Origin of the sequence: Mycolicibacterium insubricum, assembly GCF_010731615.1 — a bacterium.
GTDB classification, from domain to species: Bacteria; Actinomycetota; Actinomycetes; order Mycobacteriales; family Mycobacteriaceae; genus Mycobacterium; species Mycobacterium insubricum.
Genome location: NZ_AP022618.1, coordinates 2,146,621 through 2,170,813 on the forward strand (window position 1 = coordinate 2,146,621; position 24,193 = coordinate 2,170,813).

A 24,193-nucleotide genomic window follows, 5' to 3' on the forward strand; every position below is an offset into this window, starting at 1 on the left:
TCAGCCGCGCAGCACTGCGAGCGGCCCGGCGAACATGGATTCCTTGATCGCGCCCAGGGTGCCGCGGTCCTTGCCGGCCAGCGGCCGCAACAGGTCTACGGCGTCGGTGGTGACGGCGTCTTCGTCCGCGACGGCGTCGACGATGCCGAACCGCAGGGCATCGGCCCCGCCGAAGCGGCGGCCCGTCGTCATGCTCGCGACGGCGGTCTGCGGGGTGAACTTCGCCTGCAGCAGTGCCGTCATTCCCGGCGTGAACGGGATGCGGATATCGGACTCCGGCAGGCAGAAGAAGCCCCGGTCGGTCCGCATCACCCGGAAATCGTGCGACATGGCCAGCATCGCGCCAGCGCCGAAGGCGTGCCCGACGACGGCCGCGGCGGTGGGTACCGGCAACGCGAGAACCCGGGCGAACAGATCGTGCACCCGGCCCACGTACCACTCCAGCCGGTCGCTGTGCGCGCCCACCCAATCCAGATCCAGGCCGTTGGAGTAGAACTTGCCGCCGCCAGTGGTCACCAGGCCCTGGGCGCCCTCCTCCAGTGCGCGCTCGATGTCGGCTTCGATCTCGTCGAGAAGTGTTGGGGAGAAACGGTTCTCGTCGTCGCCGAGATTGAGGACCGCGATGCCGTCGTGAAACTCCAGGTGCGTCATTACTGCACGGTAACATCGGGGCTGACCGGGGGGCGATACCCGGACGTATAGTCAGGCGATGGCCCCCCGCCCGCTGCACACCTTCGACGTCGTGCGTACCGAAGACCTCAACCCGCACATGGTTCGTGTCGTTTTCGGCGGGCCCGGATTCGACACCTTCGCACCCAAGGAATTCACTGATTCCTACGTCAAGTTGGTGTTCTTCCCGGCCGGCGTGGACGTCGACGCGCTGCCGAAGCCGCTGACCAACGACAGCTTTTCCGGTTTGCCGGCCGAGCAGCAGCCGACGATTCGCACCTTCACCGTCCGGGACGCCGACCCGGTGGCCCGCGAACTCACCATCGACTTCGCGATCCACGGCCACGGCGGGGTGGCTGGGCCGTGGGCCCGCGCCGCCCGGCCCGGCGACCGGCTGTACATCATGGGACCCAACGGCGCGTATGCCCCCAACCCGGACGCCGACTGGCATCTGTTGGTCGGCGACGAGGCCGCGCTACCGGCCATCACGGTGGCGCTGGCCGCCCTGCCCGCCGACGCCGTCGGCCGGGTCTTCCTGGAGACCGCCGGTCCCGAGGACGTCATCGACCTGCCCGCGCCCGCGGGGGTGCAGGTCAACTGGGTGTTCCGCGGCGGTGCGGCCGACGAGGTCGGCGACGACCGCTCCGGTGACAACTCCCCGGTGATCGCCGCGGTCCGGGCTGCCGAATGGCTGCCCGGCCAGGTGCACGTCTTCATCCACGGGGAGGCCCAGACCGTCATGCACAACCTGCGCCCCTACCTTCGCCGGGAGCGCGGGGTGCCCGCGGCGTGGGCGGCTTCCATCTCCGGCTACTGGCGCCGCGGCCGGACCGAGGAGTCGTTCAAGACCTGGAAACGCGAACTGGCCGCCGCCGAAGGTATCGATCCGGCGTAGGTGGCGCGCGTCGGCTGGCACCCCCGCGCGGGGTTCTGGCACCGTGGAAATCGTGCACCCGTCGCTCACCGTCGTGCTCGACGACTTCGACGACTTCCTCGCGCTGGAGCGGGGCCGGTCGGCGCACACCCGTCGGGCCTACCGGGGGGATCTGCGTTCGCTGCTGGAGTATCTGGACCGGCGCAGTCCCGGCGCCACGCTGAGCGCCCTGTCGCTGCCGGTGCTGCGATCTTGGCTGGCCGAACAGGCCGGCGCCGGTGCGGCGCGCACCACCCTGGCGCGGCGCACGTCGGCGGTGAAGACGTTCACCGACTGGGCGGTGCGACGCGGCCTGCTGGCCAGCGATCCCGGCGCCCGGCTGCAGCTGCCCAAGTCCCACCGCACGCTGCCGTCGGTGCTGCGCGCCGATCAGGCGCTCGACGCCATGAAGGCCGCGAAAACCGGTGCCGAACAGGGGGACCCGATCGCGCTGCGGGACCGGTTGATCGTCGAGCTGCTGTATGCCACCGGCATCCGGGTCAGCGAGCTGTGCGGGCTGGACATCGACGACGTCGACGCGAGCAGGCGGCTGCTGCGGGTGCTGGGCAAGGGCGGTAAGCAACGCACCGTGCCCTACGGCGAGCCCGCCGAGGACGCCATGACGGCCTGGTTGGGTCACGGCCGCCCGGGGTTGGTGGGCCCGTCCTCAGGACCGGCGCTGCTGCTCGGCGCGCGCGGCGGACGGCTCGATCCGCGCCAGGCCCGCACCGTCGTGCACCAGACCGTCGCCGCCGTCGACGGTGCCCCCGACATCGGCCCGCACGGTCTGCGCCACAGCGCCGCCACCCACCTGCTCGAAGGGGGTGCGGACCTGCGCATCGTGCAGGAACTGTTGGGCCACTCCACGCTGGCCACCACCCAGCTCTACACCCACGTCAGTGTCGCCCGGCTGCGCGCCGTCCACGACCAGGCCCACCCCCGGGCATGACCCGCGGGATCACCACCCTGCCCTGGGGACAGGTCAGCTACCTGGAATGGTCGCCCGACGAACAAACCGGCTGCGACGTGCTGCTGCTGCACGGCGCCGGGGTGGACAGCGCCGAACTGTCCTGGGGTGAGATCGGTCCGGGTCTGGCGGCCGCCGGGCACCGGGTGATCGCGCCGGACCATCCGGGGTTCGGCCAGAGCCCGCCGGCACCGTGGCCGGCGACCCAGGACCGGTTGGTGCGCTACGTCGGTGAGTTCGTCGACGCGCTGGGGCTGCAGGCCTACGCCATTGGCGGCCTGTCCCTGGGCGGCGGGATGACCATCGGGCACGTCCTGGCCCGACCCGAACAGGTCCGTCGCGCCATGATGCTCGGCGCCTACGGCTTCATGCCCCGGCTGACCGACGGCGCGCTGTCGAGGCCCACACAGTTGCTGACCTGGGCGATGGTGCGGACCGGGCTGCTGGAAGCGGTGACTCGGCGCCTGGCCGCAGACGGGCGCACCCTGGACTGGAGCCTGTCGCGGATCGTCCGAGACCCGGTCCGCCGCACACCCGAGCTGATGGCGGCGGTCCGGGCGGCCACCCGCACGGGCCACGGCATGCGGGAATACGCGCAGTGGCAGCGCGACCAGGTCCGATGGAATCGGCTGAAAACCGATTACACCGCACGGTTACCGGGCTTTGCCCGGCCCGCGCTGATCATCCACGGCGACCGGGATGTCGGTGTTCCGGTGGCCCGGGCTGTCGCCGCCGCCAAACTGATCCCCGACGCCACGCTGCTGGTGCTACCCGGGGCCGGGCACTGGGTGCAGCGCGACCGGCCCGACGAGGTGGTCGCCGCAATGACGGAATTCCTGGCACGCGGATGATTCCAACATCCGCGGGAACAGTCGACACTCACGATAGGGGTTTGAGCCGCACCCGGGTGCCGGTCAGCAGTCCCAGCGGATCGACGTAGTCCGCACGCGACGACGGGCCCCACATCGCACCCCAATGCAGGCAGGCCGGTGCCGGGCAACCGGGGTGGCCGGCCAACAGCACACCCAACTGCGAACCGGAATCCACCCGCTGGCCGGCCCGCACGCTCGCCCGCACCGGTTCGTAGCTGGTGTGCAGCCCACCCGGATGCGCCAGCGACACCACTGGCCGGCCGGCCAGCACCCCGGCGAAGACCACGGTGGCCGGTCCCGCCGCGTACACCGGCTGATCGGGGACACCGGCCAAGTCCACGCCGCGATGACCGCGGTGCCAATCGGGTGACGGCGCGTCGAACGCCCGGGTCACCACCGGATCCGGGCGCAACGGCCAGGACAGCCGCGTTCGGTCGGCCCAGGCCGGCGCCGCGGTGAGCAGCAGCACCGCGATCACCACCGATATGCGCATCTGCCCAGTTCAGCGCCGGGGCCACGGCCGGGCCAGTCGGGCGACCGGGGGTTGTGGATGCGCCGGCCGGTGTGGACGGAGCACCCGCTGCGACGGTGTAAACTCATTCCCGCAGCTCGTCTCGGCGGGCTGACTTCGCGCGTCTGCACCGGACTTGTGGCATTGAGTCCAACCTGCATGCCGGGCGGTCCCACCGCGGTGGGTCCGGCATCGAACGCAGTCGCCAGGGTCCGGGATCACCCGATTCCGGCCGACAACCGATAAACAAAGAGGTATGGCCGACTATGGCTGTTGTAACCATGAAGCAGCTGCTGGACAGCGGCGCCCACTTCGGGCACCAGACCCGGCGCTGGAATCCCAAGATGAAGCGGTTCATCTTCACCGACCGCAACGGCATCTACATCATCGATCTGCAGCAGACGCTGACCTACATCGACAAGGCCTACGAGTTCGTCAAGGAGACCGTCGCCCACGGCGGCACCATCCTGTTCGTCGGCACCAAGAAGCAGGCCCAGGAGTCCATCGCCGAAGAGGCCACCCGCGTCGGCATGCCCTATGTCAACCAGCGCTGGCTGGGCGGCATGCTCACCAACTTCTCCACCGTGCACAAGCGCCTTCAGCGGATGAAGGAGCTGGAGGCCATGGAGCAGACCGGCGGCTTCGAGGGACGCACCAAGAAGGAAATCTTGATGCTGACCCGCGAGAAGAACAAGCTCGAGCGCAGCCTCGGCGGCATCCGCGACATGGCCAAGGTGCCCTCGGCGATCTGGGTCGTCGACACCAACAAGGAGCACCTGGCCGTCAACGAGGCCATCAAGCTGGGCATCCCGGTCATCGCGATCCTGGACACCAACTGCGACCCGGATCAGGTCAACTACCCGATCCCGGGCAACGACGACGCCATCCGCTCCGCGGGACTGCTGACCAAGGTGATCGCCTCCGCCGTCGCCGAGGGCCTGCAGGCCCGCGCCGGTGCCGGTGCCGCCGACGGCAAGCCCGAAGCCGGCCAGGAGCCGCTGGCCGAGTGGGAGCAGGAACTGCTCGCCGGTGCGACCGCCGGCAGTGAAGCCGTCGCCACCGAACCCCCCGCCGACGCGTCCTAGTCGCAACGGTCCCCGGGCAGCCGCGGTTGTCCGGGGACCGGCGCTGGGTCCACCACGATCTTTCGAGGAACACTTATGGCTAACTACACCGCCGCCGACGTCAAGAAGCTCCGCGAGCTGACCGGCTCCGGCATGCTGGACTGCAAGAACGCGCTGGTCGAGACCGAGGGCGATTTCGACAAGGCCGTCGAGGTGCTGCGCATCAAGGGCGCCAAGGATGTCGGCAAGCGCGCCGAGCGGGCCACCGCCGAGGGCCTGGTGGCCGCCAAGGACGGCGCGCTGATCGAGCTCAACTCCGAGACCGACTTCGTCGCCAAGAACGCCGAGTTCCAGGCGCTGGCCGACCAGATCGTCACCGCAGCGGCCCAGTCCAAGGTTGCCGACGTCGACGCGCTGAACGCCGTCAAGGTCGGCGACACCACCGTCGAGCAGCTGGTCGCCGACCTGTCGGCCAAGATCGGCGAGAAGCTCGTGCTGCGCCGCGCCGCCTACTTCGACGGCACCGTCGAGACCTACCTGCACAAGCGCGCCGCGGACCTGCCGCCGGCTGTGGGTGTGCTGGTCGAGTACAGCGGCGCAAACGGCGAGGAGGCCGCGCACGCGGTCGCCCTGCAGATCGCCGCGCTCAAGGCCCGCTACCTGACTCGCGAGGACGTGCCCGAGGAGATCGTCGCCAACGAGCGCCGCATCGCCGAGGAGACGGCCAAGGAGGAGGGCAAGCCCGAGGCCGCACTGCCCAAGATCGTCGAGGGCCGGGTCAACGGCTTCTACAAGGACGTCGTGCTGCTGGACCAGCCGTCGGTGTCCGACAACAAGAAGACCGTCAAGGCTCTGCTGGACGAGGCCGGTGTGACCGTCAGCCGGTTCGTCCGCTTCGAGGTCGGCCAGGCCTGATCAAGCCACCGACCAGCAGTATCCATACTTGAGCGGCGCACCAACCGCTCACTCGTAAGGCCCCGCGCCGGCGCCGGTGATCCCGGCGGTGCGGGGTCTTACACATTTCCGGGGGACGAGAGGCCGCCGCTGCAGGTGCGCGTCGCGGCGTGCGGGCAGCCCACTAATCTGATCGGCATGCCCGTCGTACACGCCTATGCCGATGACGCACTCGGTGATCTCGATGCCGTCGGCGCCGTCGAGGCGCTGCGCTCCGGGGACGTCTCCGCCGCGGAACTGACCGAGGCCGCGATCGCCCGCACCGAGCGGCTCAACCCCGAGCTCAACGGCATCGCGTACCCGGCGTTCGAGAGGGCCCGGGATCGCGCCGCGAGCCCGGACGGCGCCTTCTTCGCCGGGGTGCCGTCGTTCATCAAGGACAACTCCGACATCTCCGGCATGCCGACGATGAAGGGCGCCGACGCCTGGGAACCGACCCCGGCCGCTGCCGACGGGGCGTTCTCCCAGCTGTTCCTGGCCACCGGGCTCAACATCCTGGGCAAGACCCAGATGTCGGAATTCGGGTTCAGCGCCGCCGCCGAGCATCCGCGCCTGGGACCGGTCCGCAACCCGTGGAACACCGAACACACCGCCGGCGCCTCGTCGTCGGGCTCCGGCGCGCTGGTCGCCGCCGGGGCGGTGCCGATCGCCCACGCCAACGACGGCGGCGGCTCCATCCGCATCCCCGCCTCCTGCACCGGACTGGTCGGCCTCAAGCCCTCCCGCGGCCGGCTGCCGCTGGAGGCCGAGCACTCCCAGATGCCGATCAAGATCGTGGCCAACGGGGTGCTGACCCGGTCGGTGAGGGACACCGCGGCGTTCTACCGGGAGGCCGAACGGCAGTGGGCGAACCCGAAACTGGCGCCGATCGGTGACATCACCGGGCCCGGGCGACGCCGGCTGAAGATCGCCGTCGTCACCCGATCGCTGCGCCGCGACAGCGCCGTCGAGGTGTGTGAGGCGACCGCGCAGACCGCGGACCTGCTGCACCGGCTCGGCCACCACGTCGAGTACCTCGACGAGTTGCCGGTGCCCGACAGCTTCGTTGACGATTTCGTGCTGTACTGGGCGCTGCTGTCGATGGCCCTGGTCCGCGGCGGCCGGCGCCGCTTCGGCCCCACCTTCGACGTGACCCGGCTCGACAACCTGTCGCGCGGACTGGACCGGCACGCCATGCGCAATCTGCACCGGCTGCCGATGGCGATGGCCCGGCTGGCCGCCACCCGGCGTCGCACCAACGCGCTGTTCGGGCGATTCGACGTGGTGCTCACCCCGACACTGGCCGAAATCCCGCCGCCGATCGGGTATCTGGATCCGATGGCCGACTACGACCAGATCATCAACCGGCTGATCGACTGGGTCGCGTTCACCCCGCTGCACAACATCACCGGCGAGCCCGCGATCTCGCTGCCGCTGTCCTCCTCGGACGACGGCATGCCGATCGGGATGATGTTCGGCGCGGCGCTTGGGCAGGACGCGACGTTGATCGAGCTGGCCTACGAGCTGGAGGAAGCCGCGCCGTTCCAGCGCCTCGGCGCCTGAACGACCTGCCCGAGCGGACCCGGTTAACCCTCGGCGGCGACCAGGGCGCTCAGCTTGACGTCGGGATTGTCGCGCTGGAAGCCCTGCAACCGCCACGGTGTGGAGAACAGCGCCAGCTTGACGCCGTCGGTGCGGGTCAGCACCTCCGCCGACACCTGCCGGCCGACGAAGTCCGCGTCGGCGGGGTCCACCACCCGGGCGACCTGATACGGCAACGGCTCCAACGAAATCGGCGCACTGAGCTCGGCGGCCATCCGGTGCGAGGCGACCTCGAACTGCATCGGCCCGACGGCCGCCAGCACCGGTGCCTGCTCACCGCGCCGCTCCGAGCGCAGCACCTGCACCACACCCTCCTGCTCGAGCTGCTCGATGCCGCGGCGGAACTGCTTGTGCTTGCTCGGATCGGTGCCGCGGGCCACCGCGAAATGCTCGGGGGAGAAGCTCGGAATCGGCGGAAACTCCACGGGCACATCGCGATACAGCGTGTCACCGGGCCGCAGCACGGCGGCGTTGGCCAACCCGATCACATCGCCGGGCCACGCGGTGTCCAGCGTCCCGCGCTGCTGCCCGAACACCGACTGGGCGTACTTGGTGACGAACGGTTTCCCGGTGCGCGCGTGGGTGAGCACCTCGCCGCGCTCGAAGGTGCCCGAATACACCCGCGCATAGGCGATGCGGTCCCGGTGCGCGGAGTCCATCCCGGCCTGCACCTTGAACACGAACGCGGAAAACGGGGCGTCGACCGCGCGTCGGATGCCGTCGACGTCGACACCGCCGTCGGGCGCCGGAGCCAGGCCGACGAGCACGTCGAGCAGCTGATTGACGCCGAAGTTCAGCGCCGCCGAGGTGAACAGCACCGGCGACGACGCCCCGCTGAGAAACTCCTCGCGGTCGAAGTCGGCGCCGTCGGCGCTGAGCAGCTCCGATTCCTCCACCGCGGTGTCCCAGTCGACACCGGCCGCGTCGTGCGCGTCGGCCGCGGCGATGTGCTCCTCCGGCGCGATGGTGGCCCCACCCGCGGTACGGGTGAACCGGATGAAGTTCCCGGTGCGGCGGTCCAGCACCCCCTGGAAATCCCCGGCGATACCGACCGGCCAGGTCAGTGGTGTGGTGCGCAGACCGATCCGCTCGTTGATCTCGTCCATCAGCTCCAGCGCGTGCCGGCCGGGCCGGTCCCACTTGTTGATCACCGTGATGATCGGAATCCCGCGGTGCCGACACACCTGGAACAGCTTGAGCGTCTGCGGCTCAAGACCTTTGGCGGCATCGACGAGCATCACCGCGCAGTCCACCGCGGTCAGCACCCGGTAGGTGTCCTCGGAGAAGTCGGCGTGCCCGGGAGTGTCGAGCAGGTTGATGACGGCGTCGCGATAGGGGAACTGCAGCGCGGTGGAGGTGATCGAGATGCCGCGGGCCTTCTCCATCTCCATCCAGTCCGACACCGTCGCGCGGCGCCCAGCCTTGCCGTGCACGGCACCGGCCTCGGTGATAGCCCGGGCGTGCAGGGCCAGCGCCTCGGTCAGCGTCGACTTGCCGGCGTCCGGGTGGCTGATCACGGCGAACGTGCGGCGGCGACGTGCTTCGGCGGCAACCTGGCCGGTCGCGGGGGCGGCGGAGATGTCGGTCATAACGTCAGCGATGGTATGGGCCGCGGCGGCAAATCGATAAATCGATCCCACCGGCACCCGGTCGGCCAACTGCCGCAGCTACCGGGCCCCCGGGCCCGCTACGGTGGTGCTATGAGCTTTCCGACGGACGATCCCCCCGGGGGCGCGCCCGCCGGTGATCCGTCGGCCCAGCCCGCAGAAGCCGCGCCGGCTTACGGGGCGATCCGCTGGCAGGAGCCCGGTGTCACCGTCCCGCGGCCGCCGACGGTCGCCGAGGCGCGTCAGCGCGAGAAGATGCGCAAGGCGCAGGAGGCCGCCGAGGAGTTCGCCCGGACTCAGCACGAGAACGCCGAGGCCCGCGCCGCCACCCGCAAGAAGATCCTGATCGGTTCGGTCGCCGCCATCGGGCTCGTCGGTGCCGTCGCGCTGGGCTATCAGCTGATGAATCGCGGCACCGTGGACGCGACCTGCGTCAAGGACGGCAGCAACGAGGTGGTGCCGGACTCCTACTGCGCCGCGGGGCACAGCTCCGGTGGCGGCGTCTTCATCTTCGCCGGGTCGCCCTACCGGTACTACTACGGCGGCAACAACCGCGGCGTCGGCACCATTGCCTCCGGTGGCAGCCTGAGCGCGCCGTCGAACAAGACCGCCAAGACCAAATCCGGTACGACGGTCTCGCGCGGCGGCTTCGGGGCCGGCAAGTCCGGTTCGGGCAGCTGATGCGCCGCGAACACCACAAGCCGCGCCCGGGCTGGGAGGAGATCGTCGCCGCCCAGGGCCTGTGCTTCGGGCTGCCGGCCCGGGATGAGCGCGGGCGCCCGCGGCCCTACTGGGACGAATCGGTGCATTACAGCTTCGAGATGGACGAGGTGCTGTCGCTGGAGGCGACCGTCGAGGTGCTGCACTCGATGTGCCTGGAAGCCGTCGAACAGGTGGTGCTGATGGGCCGCTACCGCGACTTCGGGCTGCCCGAGTGGAGCTGGGAACACATCGAAAAGTCCTGGCGCAGAACCGATCCCTACGTCTACGGCCGGTTCGACCTGCGCTACGACGGCCGCCGGCCGCCGGTGCTGTTGGAATACAACGCCGACACCCCCACCTCGCTGCTGGAGGCGTCGATCCTGCAGTGGCACTGGAAGACCGACGTCTTCCCCGACGACGACCAGTGGAACTCGCTGCACGAGAAGCTCGTCGCCCGCTGGTCCGCACTGCACGACAAACTCCCCGGCGACGAGGCGCATTTCGTCTGGTCGTCGGCCGACGCCAGCGGCGAGGACAACGTCACCCTGGCCTACATCTCCGAATGCGCGGCCGAGGCCGGCTTCTGCGCGGTCGGCCTGCCCATCGAACAGCTGGGCTGGGACAGCCTGCTGGGTCGCTTCGTCGACCTGGAAGAGGCGCCGATCTCCACGGTGTTCAAGCTGTACCCGTGGGAATGGATGCTCGACGACGAGTTCGGCCGGCACGCCGTCGAGCAACTGCCCGAGACGCTGTGGATCGAACCGCTGTGGAAGACCCTGCTGTCCAACAAGGCGCTGCTGGCCGTGCTGTGGGAGATGTACCCCGGCCACCCGAACCTGCTGCCGGCCTACATCGACGATCCGCACGAACTCACCGAGTACGTCCGCAAACCCAAACTGGGCCGCGAGGGTGCCAACATCGAGATCGTCGGGCCCGATTTCCGCACCGAGACGCCGGGCATCTACGGCGAGGAGGGCTACGTCTACCAACTGCTCGACCCGCTGCCGGAGTTCGACTCCATGCGGCCGGTGCTGGGCGCCTGGATCGTCGGCGACGAGTCGGCCGGCCTGGGCATCCGGGAGACCGCCGGCCTGATCACCGACGACGGCGCCGCCTTCGTCCCGCACCGCATTCCCCTGCAGTGATTCTGTTGTGAGTACGGAAGGACCTCCGATGACACTTGCCCTCGCGCCAGAGTTCTGGCCGAACGTCGGCCACGGCGCCACCGCGATCGTGCTCTACACGATCGTCGGGATCGCGCTGATGGTGCTGGGATTCTTCGTCATCGACTGGACGACGCCGGGACCGCTGCGCCAGATGGTGCGCGCCGGCCGGCCCAACGCGGCGGCCGTCACCGCTGCGGGTGTGGTGTCGATGGCGATCATCGTCGTGCTGGCGATCTACACCTCGACCGGTGACCTGGCCGGCGGGCTGGTCAAGACCCTGCTGTTCGGGCTGCTCGGCATTGCCTCCCAGGCCGTGTCCGTGCGGCTGCTGGAGGCGGTCAAGGGCGTGGAGATCGGCCGGGTGCTGGCCGAGGAGAAGTTCACCCCCGAGGTGCTGGTCGTCGTCGCCGGCTACCTGGCCTTCGGGCTGATCATCGCGGCCGCGATCCTGTAGACATGGGTCGGCCCCGGTGCATTCCGGGAGCCGCCGATGAGGCAGGATATTGCTGATCAGCAGCCGCGAGTCGAGGAGTCCGATGGGGGAGAGCACCAGCACCGGTGAAACGGCGAGCCGACCCAAGTACTCGCGGGTCCTGCTCAAACTCGGTGGCGAGATGTTCGGCGGCGGCGCCGTCGGCCTGGACCCCGACGTGGTCGCCCAGGTGGCCCGCCAGATCGCCGAGGTGGTGCGCAGCGGCGTGCAGGTCGCTGTCGTCATCGGTGGCGGCAACTTCTTCCGCGGCGCCCAGCTGCAGCAACGCGGCATGGAACGCACCCGCAGCGACTACATGGGCATGCTCGGCACCGTGATGAACAGCCTGGCCCTGCAGGACTTCCTGCAGAAGGAGGGCATCGACACCCGCGTGCAGACCGCCATCACCATGGGCCAGGTCGCCGAGCCGTACCTGCCGCTGCGGGCCGTGCGGCACCTGGAGAAGGGCCGGGTGGTGATTTTCGGCGCCGGCATGGGCCTGCCGTACTTCTCCACCGACACCACCGCCGCCCAGCGCGCCCTGGAGATCGGCGCCGAGGTGGTGCTGATGGCCAAGGCCGTCGACGGGGTGTTCACCGACGACCCGCGCACCAACGCCGAGGCCGAGATGCTGCCCACCGTCAGTCACCGCGAGGTCATCGATCGCGGACTGCGGGTGGCCGACGCCACCGCCTTCAGCCTGTGCATGGACAACGGCATGCCGATCCTCGTCTTCAATCTGCTGACCGACGGGAATATCGCCCGTGCCGTCGCAGGTGAGAAGATCGGAACATTGGTCACCAGCTAACGCTGGGCGCGAGCAGAACCGACGGGAGAAATCAGCAGTGATCGACGAGGCCCTCTTCGACGCCGAAGAGAAAATGGAAAAGGCGGTCTCGGTGGCCCGCGACGACCTGGCGTCGATTCGCACCGGCCGGGCCAACCCGGGCATGTTCTCCCGCATCAACATCGAGTACTACGGGTCGATGACCCCGATCACCCAGCTGTCCAGCATCAACGTGCCGGAGGCCCGGATGGTCGTCATCAAACCCTACGAGGCCTCCCAGCTGCGCCCCATCGAGGATGCGATCCGCAACTCCGACCTGGGCGTCAACCCCACCAACGACGGTTCCATCATCCGGGTGTCCGTCCCGCAGCTCACCGAGGAACGCCGCCGCGACCTGGTCAAGCAGGCCAAGGCCAAGGGCGAGGACGCCAAGGTGTCGGTGCGCAACGTGCGCCGCAAGGCGATGGAGGAGCTCAACCGGATCAAGAAGGACGGCGAGGCGGGCGAGGACGACGTGGCCCGGGCGGAAAAAGACCTGGACAAGAGCACCCACACCTACACCGCGCAGATCGACGAGCTGGTCAAGCACAAGGAAGCCGAGCTGCTGGAGGTCTAGCACCCCAGCGACCTCGCCATGGCGGCCACCAACACCAGCGAACCGGCACCCAAGCAGTCTCGCGCCGGCCGGAACCTACCCGCGGCGATCGCCGTCGGCGTACTGCTCGGCGGTCTGATCATCGTCTCCCTGGCCTGGCTGCCGACCTGGGCGTGGGTGGCCATCGTCGCGGCGGCGATCGCCGTCGCCACCCACGAGGTGGTGCGACGGCTGCGGGAGAACGGCTACGTCATCCCGCTGATCCCGCTGCTGCTCGGCGGGCAGGCGATGATCTGGCTGACCTGGCCGGCGCTGGACCCCGCCGACCAGCACCGCGCCAACACCGCCGGTGCACTCGGCGCCTTCGCCGGCACGGTACTGGTCTGCCTGATCTGGCGGCTGCTGGCCCAGGGCCCGAACGCCGCGCCGCAGAACTACCTGCGCGACGTGGCCGTCACCCTCATGGTGGCGGCCTGGATCCCCCTGTTCGGCGCGTTCGCGGTGATGCTGATCTACCCGGACGACGGCCGCAAGGCGCTGTTCACCATCCTGCTGGCGGTGGTGTTCTCCGATATCGGCGGCTACACCGCCGGCGTGCTGTTCGGCAAGCACCCGATGGTCCCGGCGATCAGCCCCAAGAAGTCCTGGGAGGGATTCGCCGGCTCGCTGACCGCCGGCACGGCCATGGCCGTGCTCGCCGTGGTGTTCCTGATGCACCAGAAGTGGTGGATCGGCATCCCGCTGGGCATCTTCCTGGTCATCACCGGAACCCTCGGCGACCTGGTGGAATCCCAATTCAAACGCGACCTCGGGATCAAGGACATGGGCACCTTGCTGCCCGGGCACGGCGGACTCATGGACCGCATCGATTCCATCCTGCCCGCCATGCCGGCCGGCTGGATCGTGCTGGCGGTCCTGACCGGGGGCTGAACCGGCCAGTCGGGTGAGCCGGATTCGCCGAGTTCGGGCCGGGGAGGCGATACTGGACCCGGTGAAACAGGAACTGGTCTTCGAGGCGCCGCGCCGGGCGATGCCGCCGCGGCATTTCGCCGACCTCGACGACGGCGCGCGGGTGGTCGCGGTCACCGAGCTGGGGCTGCCGGCGTTTCGGGCCAAGCAGTTGGCCAACCAGTACTTCGGCCGGCTGACGGCCGACCCGGCGGCGATGACCGACCTGCCCGCGGCGGTCCGCGCGCAGGTCGCCGACGCGCTGTTCCCGACCCTGCTCACCCCCGCCCGCCAGGTCGAATGTGATGCGGGGGAGACCCGCAAGACGTTGTGGCGTGCCGTCGACGGAACCACCTTCGAGTCGGTGCTGATGCGCTATCCGGGTCGCGACGGTTCGGCGGGCCGGGCGACGGTCTGCATCTCCTCTCAGGCGGGCTGCGGCATGGCCTGCCCGTTCTGCGCCACCGGCCAGGGCGGGCTGAACCGCAACCTGTCGGTCGCCGAGATCCTGGAGCAGGTGCGCGCCGCCGCGTCGGAGCTGCGCGACGAGCGCGGTGAGCGACTGTCCAACATCGTGTTCATGGGCATGGGCGAGCCGCTGGCCAACTACAACCGCGTTCTCTCGGTGTTGCGCCGGATCATCGCGGCACCGCCGAACGGCTTCGGGATCTCGGCCCGGTCGGTGACGGTGTCCACGGTCGGGCTGGCCCCGGCGATCCGCCGGTTGGCCGACGAGGGACTCGGTGTCACCCTGGCGCTGTCGCTGCACGCACCCGACGACGAGCTGCGCAACACCCTGGTGCCGGTGAACAACCGCTGGGATATCACCGAAGTGCTCGATGCCGCAACGTATTACGCGCGCACGACGGGCCGCCGGGTCTCGGTGGAGTACGCGCTCATCAGGGACGTCAACGATCAGCCGTGGCGCGCGGATCTACTCGGCAAGAAGCTGCATGCGGCGTTCGGCCCGCTGGTGCACGTGAATCTCATCCCGCTGAATCCGACGCCGGGCAGCCGCTGGGATGCCAGCCCCAAGCCCGTCGAACGCGAATTCGTCGCCCGAGTGCGGGCTCAGGGGGTTACCTGCACGGTCCGGGACACCCGGGGCCGCGAGATAGCCGCCGCATGCGGGCAGCTCGCCGCCGAAGGTTAGCGGGGGTTAGCGGATCCAGCCGCGGCTGCGGCCCCAGATGTCGCGAATCAGGAAGAACGCGCCCAGTACGGCGAAGCTGATGCACCAGATGTCCTCGACGCGGCCGACGTGGTTGCCGTGGCAGAAAAGCACCAGCAGGATGATCGCGGCGAAGCCGGCGATGTGCCAGGTGCGGTAGTTGATCTTGCTCCAGCCCCACTTCGCCGAGGGCACGTCAGCGGTGTCGACGTCGTCGTAGCGGTCCACTTCGGTGCTGACCACAGCTGCTCCTCAGATCGGGCTGGATTGCGGGCACATCATTCTGACACACCGGATTCTGGCACATCCGCCGTCGGCGGCGGGGGCACGGCCCGCAGCGCCCGGTAGGCGGCCCGGCCGAACACGTCGGCCTGCTGGGCCGGGGTGGCCCGGGTGGCGTCGGTCAGGAACGTCATCACGGCCGTCTCGCAGATCGCCAGGAACACATCCGAGAGCAGCGGGTTCACCAGATCCGGGTCGCCGACCTGCCAGCGCTCCAGCAGCGGGTACATGACCTCGGTGATCCGGTCGCGCACCTGCGCCCGGCCGAGCCGCACGGCCGGCGCGACGGCGGGATCCGGGTCGTCGGCGTACATCAGGCTCCAGGACAGCCGCCGCTGGCCGACGGCGGTCAACAACGCGGCGAACCCGTCGACGAACATCTGCTCGATGGAGCCGGTGCGTTCCGGCGGCAACATGGCGAACAGGTTCTGCAGCGCCAGATCGCGTTCCCGTTCCAGCAGCGCGGCCAGCACCTCGGCGCGGTCGGCGAAACAGGCGTACACGACCGGCCGGCTCACGCCCATACCCGCGGCGAGGGCACCCATGGTCACCCCGGACAGACCCTGCTCGGCGGCGATCTGCAGGGCGGTGTCGAGTACCTGCGGGCGCCGTCGATCGGGCCCGAGGTGGGCGGCGCGGGCGCGGGCGGTCGTCACGGTCAGCGATATTGTCACGAGCGGGCGCCCCACCGTGGCAATCCAGGCCGAACTGGCCGGAAATGCGCCAACGGATGCCGGTCCTGGAGCACAGGCACGGCACAATGGAGACGTGAGTGCGCGTACACGGGTCCTGATCCTGGGCAGCACCGGCTCGATCGGCACCCAGGCCCTCGAGGTGATCGCCGCCAACCCGGATGTCTTCGAGATCGTCGGCCTGGCCGCCGGCGGCGGAAACGCCGATCTGCTGGCTGCCCAGCGGGATGCCACCGGCGTCGACAACATCGCGGTGGCCGATGCCGCGGCCGCGGAGACGGTCGGGGCCCGCTACGCCGGCCCGGACGCGGCCACCCGCCTCGTCGTCGACACCGAGGCCGATGTGGTGCTCAACGCGCTGGTCGGGGCGCTGGGCTTGCATCCCACGCTGGCGGCGTTGGCGTCCGGGGCCCGGCTCGCGCTGGCCAACAAGGAATCGCTGGTGGCCGGTGGACCGCTGGTCACCGCGGCTGCCGCGCCCGGCCAGATCGTGCCGGTGGACTCCGAACACTCCGCGCTGGCCCAGTGCCTGCGCGGCGGGACGGCCGACGAGGTGGCCCGGCTGGTGCTGACGGCCTCCGGCGGCCCGTTCCGCGGCTGGACCGCCGAAGCGCTGGAAAGCGTCACCCCCGAGCAGGCCGGGGCGCATCCGACCTGGTCGATGGGCCCGATGAACACACTGAATTCGGCGTCGCTGGTCAACAAGGGCCTCGAACTCATCGAGACGCACCTGCTGTTCGGCATCGACTACAACCGCATCGACGTCGTCGTGCACCCGCAGTCCATCGTGCATTCCATGGTCACCTTCACCGACGGGTCGACGCTGGCCCAAGCCAGCCCACCGGACATGAAACTGCCGATCGCGCTGGCACTGGGCTGGCCGCACCGGGTGGCCGGCGCGGCGGCCGCCTGCGACTGGACGCTCGCCTCGACCTGGGAATTCGAACCGCTGGACGAGGAGGTGTTCCCCGCCGTCGCACTGGCCCGGCACGCCGGCAAGGCCGGGGGCTGCCTGCCCGCGGTCTATAACGCCGCCAACGAGGAGGCCGCCGCCGCCTTCCTGGCCGGCCGCATCGGCTTTCCGGCGATCGTGGCGACGATCGCCGAGGTGCTGGGCGCCGCAGACGCCTGGTCGGCGCAACCGGCTACCGTGGAAGACGTACTCGACGCTCAACGGTGGGCGCGGGACAAGGCGCAGGCCGTGATCGGCGCCACCGAACCGGAGGTCGCAGCAACCCGATGATGTACGTCCTGGGGGTGGTGCTGTTCGCCCTGGCCATCCTGGTGTCGGTGGCGCTGCACGAATGCGGCCACATGTGGGTGGCGCGCGCCACCGGCATGAAGGTCCGCCGTTATTTCGTCGGTTTCGGGCCGACGCTGTGGTCGACGAAACGGCCCAACAAGCTCGGTGAGACCGAGTACGGGCTCAAGGCCATACCGCTGGGCGGCTTCTGCGATATCGCCGGGATGACCGCCGCCGACGAGATCGCGCCGGAGGACGAGCCGCATGCGATGTACAAGCAGAAGGTGTGGAAGCGGGTTGCGGTGCTGGCCGCCGGGCCGGCGATGAACATTCTGATCGGCCTGTTGTTGATCTACGGCATCGCCGTGGTGGCGGGGTTGCCGAATCTGCACGCGCCGGCGGAGGCGCTGATCGGCGAGACCGCCTGCGTCTCCGACCAGACCGGCGCGGACAGCTACGCGCCGTGCACCGGTCCGGGACCGGCCGCCGCGGCCGGCATTCGGCCCGGTGACGCCATCGTCAAGGTCGGCGACACCCCGGTAGCCGGCTTCGGTGACCTGGTGAGTGCGGTCCGCGGCGCCCACGGCCCCATCCCGGTTACCGTGCGCCGGGACGGCACCGAGTTCAACACCACGGTCGACGTGGTCTCGGCCAAGCGGCTCACCGGCAAGGGCGGCGACGAGGTGAGCACCGTCGGCGCCATCGGCGTGACCGATGCGAACCAGGGCGACCGGCTCAACCACTACAACCCGCTCACCGCGGTGCCGGGCACGCTGTCCTTCACCGGTGACCTGTCGGTCGAGATCGGCAAATCCCTGGCCAGGATCCCGACCAAGGTGGGTGCGCTGGTGCACTCGATCACCGGCGGGGTGCGGGATCAGGACACCCCGATCAGTGTCGTCGGTGCGACGCGGATCGGCGGGGAGACCGTCGAGCACGGTCTGTGGTTGATGTTCTGGTTCTTCCTGGCCCAGTTGAACTTCGTGCTCGGTGCCATCAACCTGGTGCCGCTGCTGCCGTTCGACGGCGGCCACATCGCGGTGGCCTGCTACGAGAAGCTGCGCAACATGGTCCGGTCGCTGCGCGGCCTGTCCGTCGGGGCGCCGGTGAACTACATGAAGCTGATGCCGGCGACGTATGTGGTGCTGATCGTCGTCGTCGGGTACATGCTGTTGACGGTCACCGCCGACTTCGTCAACCCGGTCCGGCTGTTCCAATAGCTTTTCATTTCCAATGACCCAGGAGCGATACAGATGAACGTCGGGTTGGGAATGCCCGGTGCCCCGGCACCGGTACTGGCGCCGCGTCGGGTGACCCGTCAGCTCATGGTGCGTGACGTCGGCGTCGGCAGCGACTACCCGATCTCGGTGCAGTCCATGTGCACCACCAAGACCCACGACGTCAACGCCACGCTGCAGCAGATCGCCGAGCTGACCGCGGCTGGCTGCGACATCGTGCGGGTGGCCTGCCCGCGGCAGGAGGACGCCGACGCGCTGGCCGAGATCGTCCGGCACTCCAACCTGCCGGTGATCGCCGACATCCACTTCCAGCCGAAGTACATCTTCGCGGCGATCGACGCCGGGTGCGCGGCGGTGCGGGTGAACCCGGGCAACATCAAGGAGTTCGACGGCCGGGTCAAGGAGGTCGCCCAAGCCGCCGGTGCCGCCGGCATACCGATCCGAATCGGCGTCAACGCCGGCTCGCTGGACCCCCGGCTGCTCAAGAAGTACGGCAAGGCGACACCGGAGGCGCTGGTCGAATCCGCACTGTGGGAGGCGTCGCTGTTCGAGGAGCACGGCTTCTCCCAAATCAAGATCAGCGTCAAGCACAACGACCCGGTGATCATGGTCTCCGCCTACCAGCAGCTGGCCGCCCAGTGCGACTACCCGCTGCACCTCGGTGTCACCGAGGCCGGTCCGGCGTTCCAGGGCACCATCAAGTCCGCCGTCGCGTTCGGGGCGTTGCTGTCCCGCGGCATCGGAGACACCATCCGGGTGTCCCTGTCCGCGCCGCCGATCGAAGAGGTCAAGGTCGGCAACCAGATCCTGGAATCGCTGAACCTGCGCCCGCGCGGCCTGGAGATCGTGTCCTGCCCGTCCTGCGGACGCGCCCAGGTCGACGTCTACACGCTGGCCAACGCGGTGTCCGCCGGTCTGGAGGGGCTCGACGTGCCGCTGCGGGTGGCGGTGATGGGGTGTGTGGTCAACGGTCCCGGCGAGGCGCGCGAAGCCGACCTCGGCGTGGCCTCGGGCAACGGCAAGGGCCAGATCTTCGTCAAGGGTGAGGTCATCAAGACCGTGCCGGAGGCGCAGATCGTGGAGACGCTGATCGAGGAGGCCATGCGTCTGGCTGCCGCCGACGATGAGGGAACTCCCAGCGGTCCGCCGGTGGTCACCGTAAGCTGAGGCCATCCCCGCGGGCCCGGTTCGCCGCCCCCGTCCCTGCGCATCAGGAAGAGTTCGCATGTCGGCCCCGCCGTTCTTCCGCTTGGTCGATGAGCGACGGGTGGCCGTGGTCCGCGACGAGGCCGCGGTGGCGCGGGTGTTCGCCGAAGACCCGGTGGCCAGTTGCATGGTGGCGGCCCGGGTCGCCGACCACGGCATCGATCCGGCGGCCATCGGTGGTGAGCTGTGGACCCGTCGTCGCCCGGAGGAGTCGCTGTGTTTCTCCGGACCGAATCTGATTCCGTTGCGCGGCAAGGCCTCCGACATCAGCGCCTTCGCCGACAAGGCGATGGGTTCGCCGCGCCGGTGCTCGTCTCTGGTGGGCCCGGTCGATCTGGTGCTGCCGATGTGGCAGCGGCTGGAGCCGGTGTGGGGACCGGCTCGTGACGTCCGCGCCAACCAGCCGCTGCTGGCGCTGAGTTCGGCTCCGCAGTGTGCCGGCGATCCGCTGGTGCGCCAGGTCCGCATCGCCGAGCTGGACGCGTACCTGGAGGCCTCGGTCGACATGTTCATCGGCGAGGTCGGCGTCGATCCGCGGATCGGCGACGGCGGCCGGGCGTACCGGCGCCGGGTGGCCGCGCTGATCGCGGCGGGGCGGGCCTGGGCCCGGTTCGAGCGCGGTGCGGTGGTGTTCAAAGCCGAGGTCGGCGCGCAGTCGCCGGCGGTCGGACAGATCCAGGGCGTGTGGGTGAACCCGGAGCGCCGGGGCCGCGGCCTGGGCAGCGCCGGGACCGCGACGGTGGCCGCGGCGATTCTGGCCGGCGGGCGGATCGCCAGCCTGTACGTCAACGACTTCAACACCATCGCGCGGGCCGCCTACGCCCGGATCGGTTTCCGGCCGGTCGGGACGTTCGCGACGGTGCTGCTGGACTGAGGCCGCCGTACTCAACCGGCCGTCCGCCGGTGTGTCTCAATCGTTATCAAACGTAACGGCTCTAACATCAACCTCAATGGTTACTTGGACCTCATTAGCAACACGAGTCACAGCTTCGGCTGCGGCGCTGCTGTTGACGGCCGGGGGCCTATCGGCGTGCACCCCACGCCCGGACGGCCCCGAACCGGCCGCGCAGGAGTTCTTCGACGCGCTGACCGGCGGTGACACCACCGCGGCCGCCGCCCTGACCGACCGTCCCGAGGACGCCCGGTCCGCCATGAACGCCTCCTGGACGGGGCTGCAGGCCGAACGTCTCGACATCGCCACCCTGGGCTCGAAGTTCACCGAGGACACCGGCACGGTCCGCTACCGCTTCACCTGGCACCTGCCCAAGGACCGCACCTGGACCTACGACGGGCAGCTGAACATGGCGCGCGACGAGGGCAAGTGGGGGGTGCGCTGGACCTCGACCGACCTGCACCCGCGGCTGGGGGAGAACCAGAGCCTGCAGCTGCGCGCCGACCAGCCGCGCCGGGCCTCGGTCAACGAACTCGGCGGCACCGACGTCCTGGTCCCCGGCTACCGGTACAGCTACCAGCTCGACGCCCGCCGCGCCGGGCGCGAGCTGATGTCGACCTCGCGGGCCATCGTCGACGCGCTGCGCGACCTCGGCGGACCCACCGACCCCCAGCTGCTCGCCGAACAGGCCAGCTCGTCGACCACCCCGATGGAGCTGGCGACGCTGTCCAAGGACGACGAGGACCGTGTCGCCCCGATGCTGGCCAACCGGCCCGGCATCGTGGCGATCAAGATCCCCGACATGTTCCCCACCGATCCCGGATTCGCCCCGGCGGTGGTCAGCGAGGTCAAAAAGTCCGTCGGCGACAACCTGTCCGGAGCCCCCGGCTGGCGGGTGGTCAGCGTCAACCAGAACGGCGTCGAGACCGACGTGCTCAACGAAGTGGCGCCCGATCCGGCGCCCTCGGTGTCGATCACGCTGGACCGCGCCGTGCAGAACGCCGCACAGAACGCCGTCAACGGCCAGGGTCGCAAGGCCATGCTGGTGGTCATCAAGCCGTCCACCGGCGACATCCTGGCGGTCGCGCAGAACGGCGCCGCCGACGCCGACGGCCCGACCGCGACCATGGGCCTCTACCCGCCGGGGTCGACATTCAAGATCGTCACCGCCGGCGCGGCCATCGACCGCAACATGGCGACCCCGAACACACTGCTGGGTTGCCCCGGCGAGATCGACATCGGCCACCGCCGCATCCCCAACTACGACCGGTTCGATCTCGGCGTGGTGCCGATGAGCAAGGCGTTCGCCAATTCGTGCAACACCACCTTCGCCGAACTGGCCAGCCGGATGCCGCCGCGGGCGCTGAACCAGACCGCCGCGATATTCGGTATCGGGCGCGACTACGTGGTCGACGGCCTGCCGACGGTGTCCGGCCAGGTGCCCCCGACCGTCGATCTGGCCGAGCTCACCGAGGACGGCTTCGGCCAGGGCAAGGTGCTGGCCAGCCCGTTCGGCATGGCGCTGGCCGCCGCGACGGTAGCCGCTGGGGCGACCCCGGTGCCGCGGCTGATCGTCGGGCACAACACCGCGGTCACCGGCGACGCCAAGACGATCAGTCCGACCATGCTCGACGGCCTGCGCGCCATGATGCGGATGGTGGTCACCAACGGCACCGCCAAGGACCTCGCCGGGTACGGCGACGTCCGCGGAAAGACCGGTGAGGCCGAGTTCGAGGGTGGTTCGCACGCCTGGTTCGCCGGATATCGCGGGGATATGGCCTTTGCCGCGCTGATCGTGGGCGGCGGCAGTTCGGAATACGCCGTGCGGATGACCCGGCAGATGTTCGACAGCCTGCCCGACGGGTACCTGGCCTGATCGCACCGGCACGGGCGGCCGCGCGGGCGAAGTAAACTTGATCCGCCATGACCCTTCCCGACGATCCGGCCGCGTTGCTGCGGATTTCCGACGCCGACCGCAACGGAACCCTGCGGCGGCTGCACAACGCCGTCGCGCTGGGTCTCATCGACATCGACGAGTTCGAGGAACGATCGGTGCAGGTGGCCACCGCCCGGCTGCGCGACGAACTCGACCTGCTGGTGGGCGACCTGCCCGGTCCGGGCTCGGTGGTCACCACCGCCGCCGACCGGGTGGAGCTGCGCGGGATGCTCGGCTCGCTCAAGCGCTCGGGTGAGTGGACCGTGCCCACGCGGTTGGTGCTCTACCGCCGGGTCGGCTCGATCAGCCTCGACCTCACCCGGGCCCGGTTCGCCGGGTCCATCGTGTCCATCGAGCTCGACATGAAGTTCGGCTCGCTGGATCTGCGGCTGCCCGAGGGCGCCAGCGCCTCCCTCGACGACGTCGAGGTCAACGTCGGCAGCGCCCACGACCACCGCCCCGACCCGCCGGCCGAAGGCCGTCCGCACGTGATTCTCAGCGGGAAGGTGACCGGCGGTTCGATCGACATCCGCGGTCCGCGGCGGTCGCTGCGCGAGCGCGCGGCCGCGTTGCGGCCCGGGCGGCGCTGAACCCGGCTGCTGTTCGAATCCCGGTGTGCCGAGGGACTACTGGGGTGCCGCGACAGCCGGCGCCGTGACCGCCCGGGCAGCACACCAGCGCCGGACCGTCCGCCGCTGCGCCAGGACGATCACGGCAACGGCCCAGGCCACCGTGATCACCACGATCGGGATGAGGATCGGCAGCGCTTCGGGCGGGCGCCGGTCGTTGTCCACCACTTTGGCGAGCACGGCGAATGCCACCAGAATGTAGGCCGCCCAGCAGACGACGAGGGTGATCGCCCCGGCAAACCGGCGCCGAAGCAGCAGGATCCCGCCGGTGATCAGCCCGATGGCCAGCAGGCCGCACACCCCGCCGACGATCCCCGCCACCACCCGGGCAGCGGGATTCTCGTCCGAGCTGAGGGCGCCGTCCACGCCCGCGACGGTGCCCACCAGGAAAAGCACGCTGCTCAGCAGGCTCATTACCGCCGCGGTGATCGCGGTGCGGCCCGACGGTGCCGGCTGCGAGGAGTCCAGGGTCCCGACGGGTCCCGGCGCGAGCGGTGACCCCGGCCCGGCGGGCTGTCCCTGGCCGGTCAGCCACCGTTTGGTCGACGGCGCCAGCACCAGACCGAGGATCACCGCGGCGCCGAGCGCGGCGCGGATTGCGGTGCCCAGGCCGGGGCCGATGCGCCAGACCTCGACGTCGTCGATCTCGCCGATGGCGGCGACGATGTCGTTCCAGATCTGGCTGGAGATGATGTAGACGATGACGGCGCCGACCAGGGAGACGGCGCAGGCAGCTGCGACAACCATGCGGCCCGCGGGTTTGCGGCGCAGCAGCATGATGCCGCCGACCAGCAACCAGACCGCGAGGATCACGTTGAGCACCCCGACGACGGTATTCAGCCGGTCCATCGAGGCGATCGCCGATCTCGCCGCCGTGGTCAGGTGATCGCTGACCTCGGTGAACGATTCGTCGGTGACCCACTGCGCGTACACCGCCCAGACGGCGCCCACAGCGGAGCCGAACGCGGCGAGGAAACACAGAATCGCCGCCCACAGCGTGGTGGTGCGAGTCGGGGGGAGGACGGTCTGTGCGGGGTGGCCGGCCGGATCCCCGGGCTGTGCGGGCTGCATATCCCGAGAACTTACCGGTTTCAAT

At 69.8% G+C, this 24,193-nt stretch carries 25 protein-coding genes; 19 read left to right on the forward strand and 6 right to left on the reverse strand.

All coding sequences use genetic code 11. The features are described from left to right. Window positions 1–651 (reverse strand): enoyl-CoA hydratase-related protein, encoded by a 651-nt coding sequence (locus G6N16_RS10290; RefSeq protein WP_083033892.1) that lies wholly within the window; start codon window positions 649–651, stop codon window positions 1–3. A 58-nt stretch (window positions 652–709) separates the two neighbouring features. Between G6N16_RS10290 and G6N16_RS10295 the strand changes: the two genes are divergently transcribed. The 3 genes from G6N16_RS10295 to G6N16_RS10305 are packed head-to-tail and all read left to right on the forward strand — an operon-like array spanning window position 710 to window position 3,400. After that, window positions 710–1,564 (forward strand): siderophore-interacting protein, encoded by an 855-nt coding sequence (locus G6N16_RS10295; protein WP_083033894.1) that lies wholly within the window; start codon window positions 710–712, stop codon window positions 1,562–1,564. A 52-nt stretch (window positions 1,565–1,616) separates the two neighbouring features. Beyond that, window positions 1,617–2,531, forward strand: coding sequence for a tyrosine recombinase XerC (locus tag G6N16_RS10300; RefSeq protein WP_220096812.1), 915 nt, complete (start codon window positions 1,617–1,619; stop codon window positions 2,529–2,531). Beyond that, entirely contained in the window at window positions 2,528–3,400 is an 873-nt protein-coding gene (locus tag G6N16_RS10305; protein WP_083033898.1) for an alpha/beta fold hydrolase, read from the forward strand. Before G6N16_RS10300 ends, G6N16_RS10305 begins: the two co-directional genes overlap by 4 nt. A gap of 28 nt (window positions 3,401–3,428) precedes the next feature. Here the strand turns inward: G6N16_RS10305 and G6N16_RS10310 are convergent, their stop codons facing one another. Continuing rightward, window positions 3,429–3,914, reverse strand: a complete 486-nt coding sequence (locus tag G6N16_RS10310) for a M23 family metallopeptidase (protein ID WP_083033900.1) — start codon at window positions 3,912–3,914, stop codon at window positions 3,429–3,431. A gap of 284 nt (window positions 3,915–4,198) precedes the next feature. Between G6N16_RS10310 and rpsB the strand changes: the two genes are divergently transcribed. From rpsB to G6N16_RS10325, 3 genes are all read left to right on the forward strand, one after another. Further along, window positions 4,199–5,017: a 30S ribosomal protein S2 gene (gene rpsB / locus G6N16_RS10315; protein WP_083033902.1), complete on the forward strand. Its 819-nt coding sequence runs from the start codon at window positions 4,199–4,201 to the stop codon at window positions 5,015–5,017. A 75-nt stretch (window positions 5,018–5,092) separates the two neighbouring features. Continuing rightward, a complete protein-coding gene (gene tsf / locus G6N16_RS10320) occupies window positions 5,093–5,911 on the forward strand; it encodes a translation elongation factor Ts (RefSeq protein ID WP_083033904.1) in 819 nt (272 codons plus the stop codon). A 177-nt stretch (window positions 5,912–6,088) separates the two neighbouring features. Continuing rightward, window positions 6,089–7,492 (forward strand): amidase, encoded by a 1,404-nt coding sequence (locus G6N16_RS10325; protein WP_163787852.1) that lies wholly within the window; start codon window positions 6,089–6,091, stop codon window positions 7,490–7,492. Between the two features lie 23 nt (window positions 7,493–7,515). On the opposite strand, the gene G6N16_RS10330 is transcribed toward G6N16_RS10325, so the two are convergent. Further along, complete coding sequence (locus G6N16_RS10330; RefSeq protein ID WP_083030850.1) at window positions 7,516–9,120, reverse strand: peptide chain release factor 3; 1,605 nt, start codon at window positions 9,118–9,120, stop codon at window positions 7,516–7,518. Between the two features lie 201 nt (window positions 9,121–9,321). Here G6N16_RS10330 and G6N16_RS10335 point away from each other — a divergent pair, with 201 nt between their 5' ends. The 7 genes from G6N16_RS10335 to rlmN all read left to right on the forward strand — a co-directional run bounded on the left by G6N16_RS10335 (window position 9,322) and on the right by rlmN (window position 14,961). Beyond that, window positions 9,322–9,819 (forward strand): hypothetical protein, encoded by a 498-nt coding sequence (locus G6N16_RS10335; RefSeq protein ID WP_083030861.1) that lies wholly within the window; start codon window positions 9,322–9,324, stop codon window positions 9,817–9,819. Next, complete coding sequence (locus G6N16_RS10340; protein ID WP_083030849.1) at window positions 9,819–10,985, forward strand: glutathionylspermidine synthase family protein; 1,167 nt, start codon at window positions 9,819–9,821, stop codon at window positions 10,983–10,985. The genes G6N16_RS10335 and G6N16_RS10340 overlap by 1 nt, the downstream gene beginning before the upstream one ends. 28 nt (window positions 10,986–11,013) lie before the next feature. Further along, window positions 11,014–11,460, forward strand: a complete 447-nt coding sequence (locus G6N16_RS10345; RefSeq protein WP_083030847.1) for a DUF350 domain-containing protein — start codon at window positions 11,014–11,016, stop codon at window positions 11,458–11,460. Between the two features lie 82 nt (window positions 11,461–11,542). Beyond that, the gene (gene pyrH / locus G6N16_RS10350; RefSeq protein WP_083030846.1) at window positions 11,543–12,286 is read left to right on the forward strand and encodes a UMP kinase; all 744 of its coding nucleotides are present in this window, start codon (window positions 11,543–11,545) and stop codon (window positions 12,284–12,286) included. A 37-nt stretch (window positions 12,287–12,323) separates the two neighbouring features. Continuing rightward, on the forward strand, window positions 12,324–12,881 hold the full coding sequence (frr, locus tag G6N16_RS10355; protein WP_083030844.1) for a ribosome recycling factor: 558 nt from the start codon (window positions 12,324–12,326) through the stop codon (window positions 12,879–12,881). Between the two features lie 18 nt (window positions 12,882–12,899). Then, the gene (locus G6N16_RS10360; RefSeq protein ID WP_083030843.1) at window positions 12,900–13,790 is read left to right on the forward strand and encodes a phosphatidate cytidylyltransferase; all 891 of its coding nucleotides are present in this window, start codon (window positions 12,900–12,902) and stop codon (window positions 13,788–13,790) included. A 100-nt stretch (window positions 13,791–13,890) separates the two neighbouring features. Further along, window positions 13,891–14,961: a dual-specificity RNA methyltransferase RlmN gene (gene rlmN / locus G6N16_RS10365; RefSeq protein WP_220096813.1), complete on the forward strand. Its 1,071-nt coding sequence runs from the start codon at window positions 13,891–13,893 to the stop codon at window positions 14,959–14,961. A 6-nt stretch (window positions 14,962–14,967) separates the two neighbouring features. Here rlmN and G6N16_RS10370 read toward each other — a convergent pair whose 3' ends face one another. Both G6N16_RS10370 and G6N16_RS10375 read right to left on the reverse strand, forming a co-directional pair. After that, window positions 14,968–15,222 (reverse strand): DUF2631 domain-containing protein, encoded by a 255-nt coding sequence (locus G6N16_RS10370; RefSeq protein WP_083030840.1) that lies wholly within the window; start codon window positions 15,220–15,222, stop codon window positions 14,968–14,970. 35 nt (window positions 15,223–15,257) lie between these two features. Continuing rightward, window positions 15,258–15,917, reverse strand: a complete 660-nt coding sequence (locus G6N16_RS10375) for a TetR/AcrR family transcriptional regulator (protein ID WP_110810832.1) — start codon at window positions 15,915–15,917, stop codon at window positions 15,258–15,260. A gap of 112 nt (window positions 15,918–16,029) precedes the next feature. On the opposite strand from G6N16_RS10375, the gene dxr reads away from it, so the two are divergent. The 6 genes from dxr to G6N16_RS10405 all read left to right on the forward strand — a co-directional run bounded on the left by dxr (window position 16,030) and on the right by G6N16_RS10405 (window position 23,058). Next, window positions 16,030–17,196: a 1-deoxy-D-xylulose-5-phosphate reductoisomerase gene (gene dxr / locus G6N16_RS10380; RefSeq protein WP_083030838.1), complete on the forward strand. Its 1,167-nt coding sequence runs from the start codon at window positions 16,030–16,032 to the stop codon at window positions 17,194–17,196. Beyond that, the gene (locus G6N16_RS10385) at window positions 17,193–18,416 is read left to right on the forward strand and encodes a M50 family metallopeptidase (RefSeq protein ID WP_083030837.1); all 1,224 of its coding nucleotides are present in this window, start codon (window positions 17,193–17,195) and stop codon (window positions 18,414–18,416) included. The genes dxr and G6N16_RS10385 overlap by 4 nt, the downstream gene beginning before the upstream one ends. Before the next feature lie 33 nt (window positions 18,417–18,449). Beyond that, on the forward strand, window positions 18,450–19,601 hold the full coding sequence (gene ispG / locus G6N16_RS10390; RefSeq protein ID WP_083030835.1) for a flavodoxin-dependent (E)-4-hydroxy-3-methylbut-2-enyl-diphosphate synthase: 1,152 nt from the start codon (window positions 18,450–18,452) through the stop codon (window positions 19,599–19,601). 58 nt (window positions 19,602–19,659) lie between these two features. Beyond that, window positions 19,660–20,514: a GNAT family N-acetyltransferase gene (locus tag G6N16_RS10395; protein ID WP_083030834.1), complete on the forward strand. Its 855-nt coding sequence runs from the start codon at window positions 19,660–19,662 to the stop codon at window positions 20,512–20,514. Window positions 20,515–20,590: 76 nt separating this feature from the next. Beyond that, window positions 20,591–22,408, forward strand: coding sequence for a penicillin-binding transpeptidase domain-containing protein (locus G6N16_RS10400; RefSeq protein WP_083030832.1), 1,818 nt, complete (start codon window positions 20,591–20,593; stop codon window positions 22,406–22,408). A 47-nt stretch (window positions 22,409–22,455) separates the two neighbouring features. Next, a complete protein-coding gene (locus G6N16_RS10405) occupies window positions 22,456–23,058 on the forward strand; it encodes a DUF1707 SHOCT-like domain-containing protein (protein ID WP_083030831.1) in 603 nt (200 codons plus the stop codon). A 36-nt stretch (window positions 23,059–23,094) separates the two neighbouring features. Here G6N16_RS10405 and G6N16_RS10410 read toward each other — a convergent pair whose 3' ends face one another. Further along, entirely contained in the window at window positions 23,095–24,168 is a 1,074-nt protein-coding gene (locus G6N16_RS10410; RefSeq protein WP_083030829.1) for a hypothetical protein, read from the reverse strand. Between the last annotated feature and the right edge of the window lie 25 nt (window positions 24,169–24,193).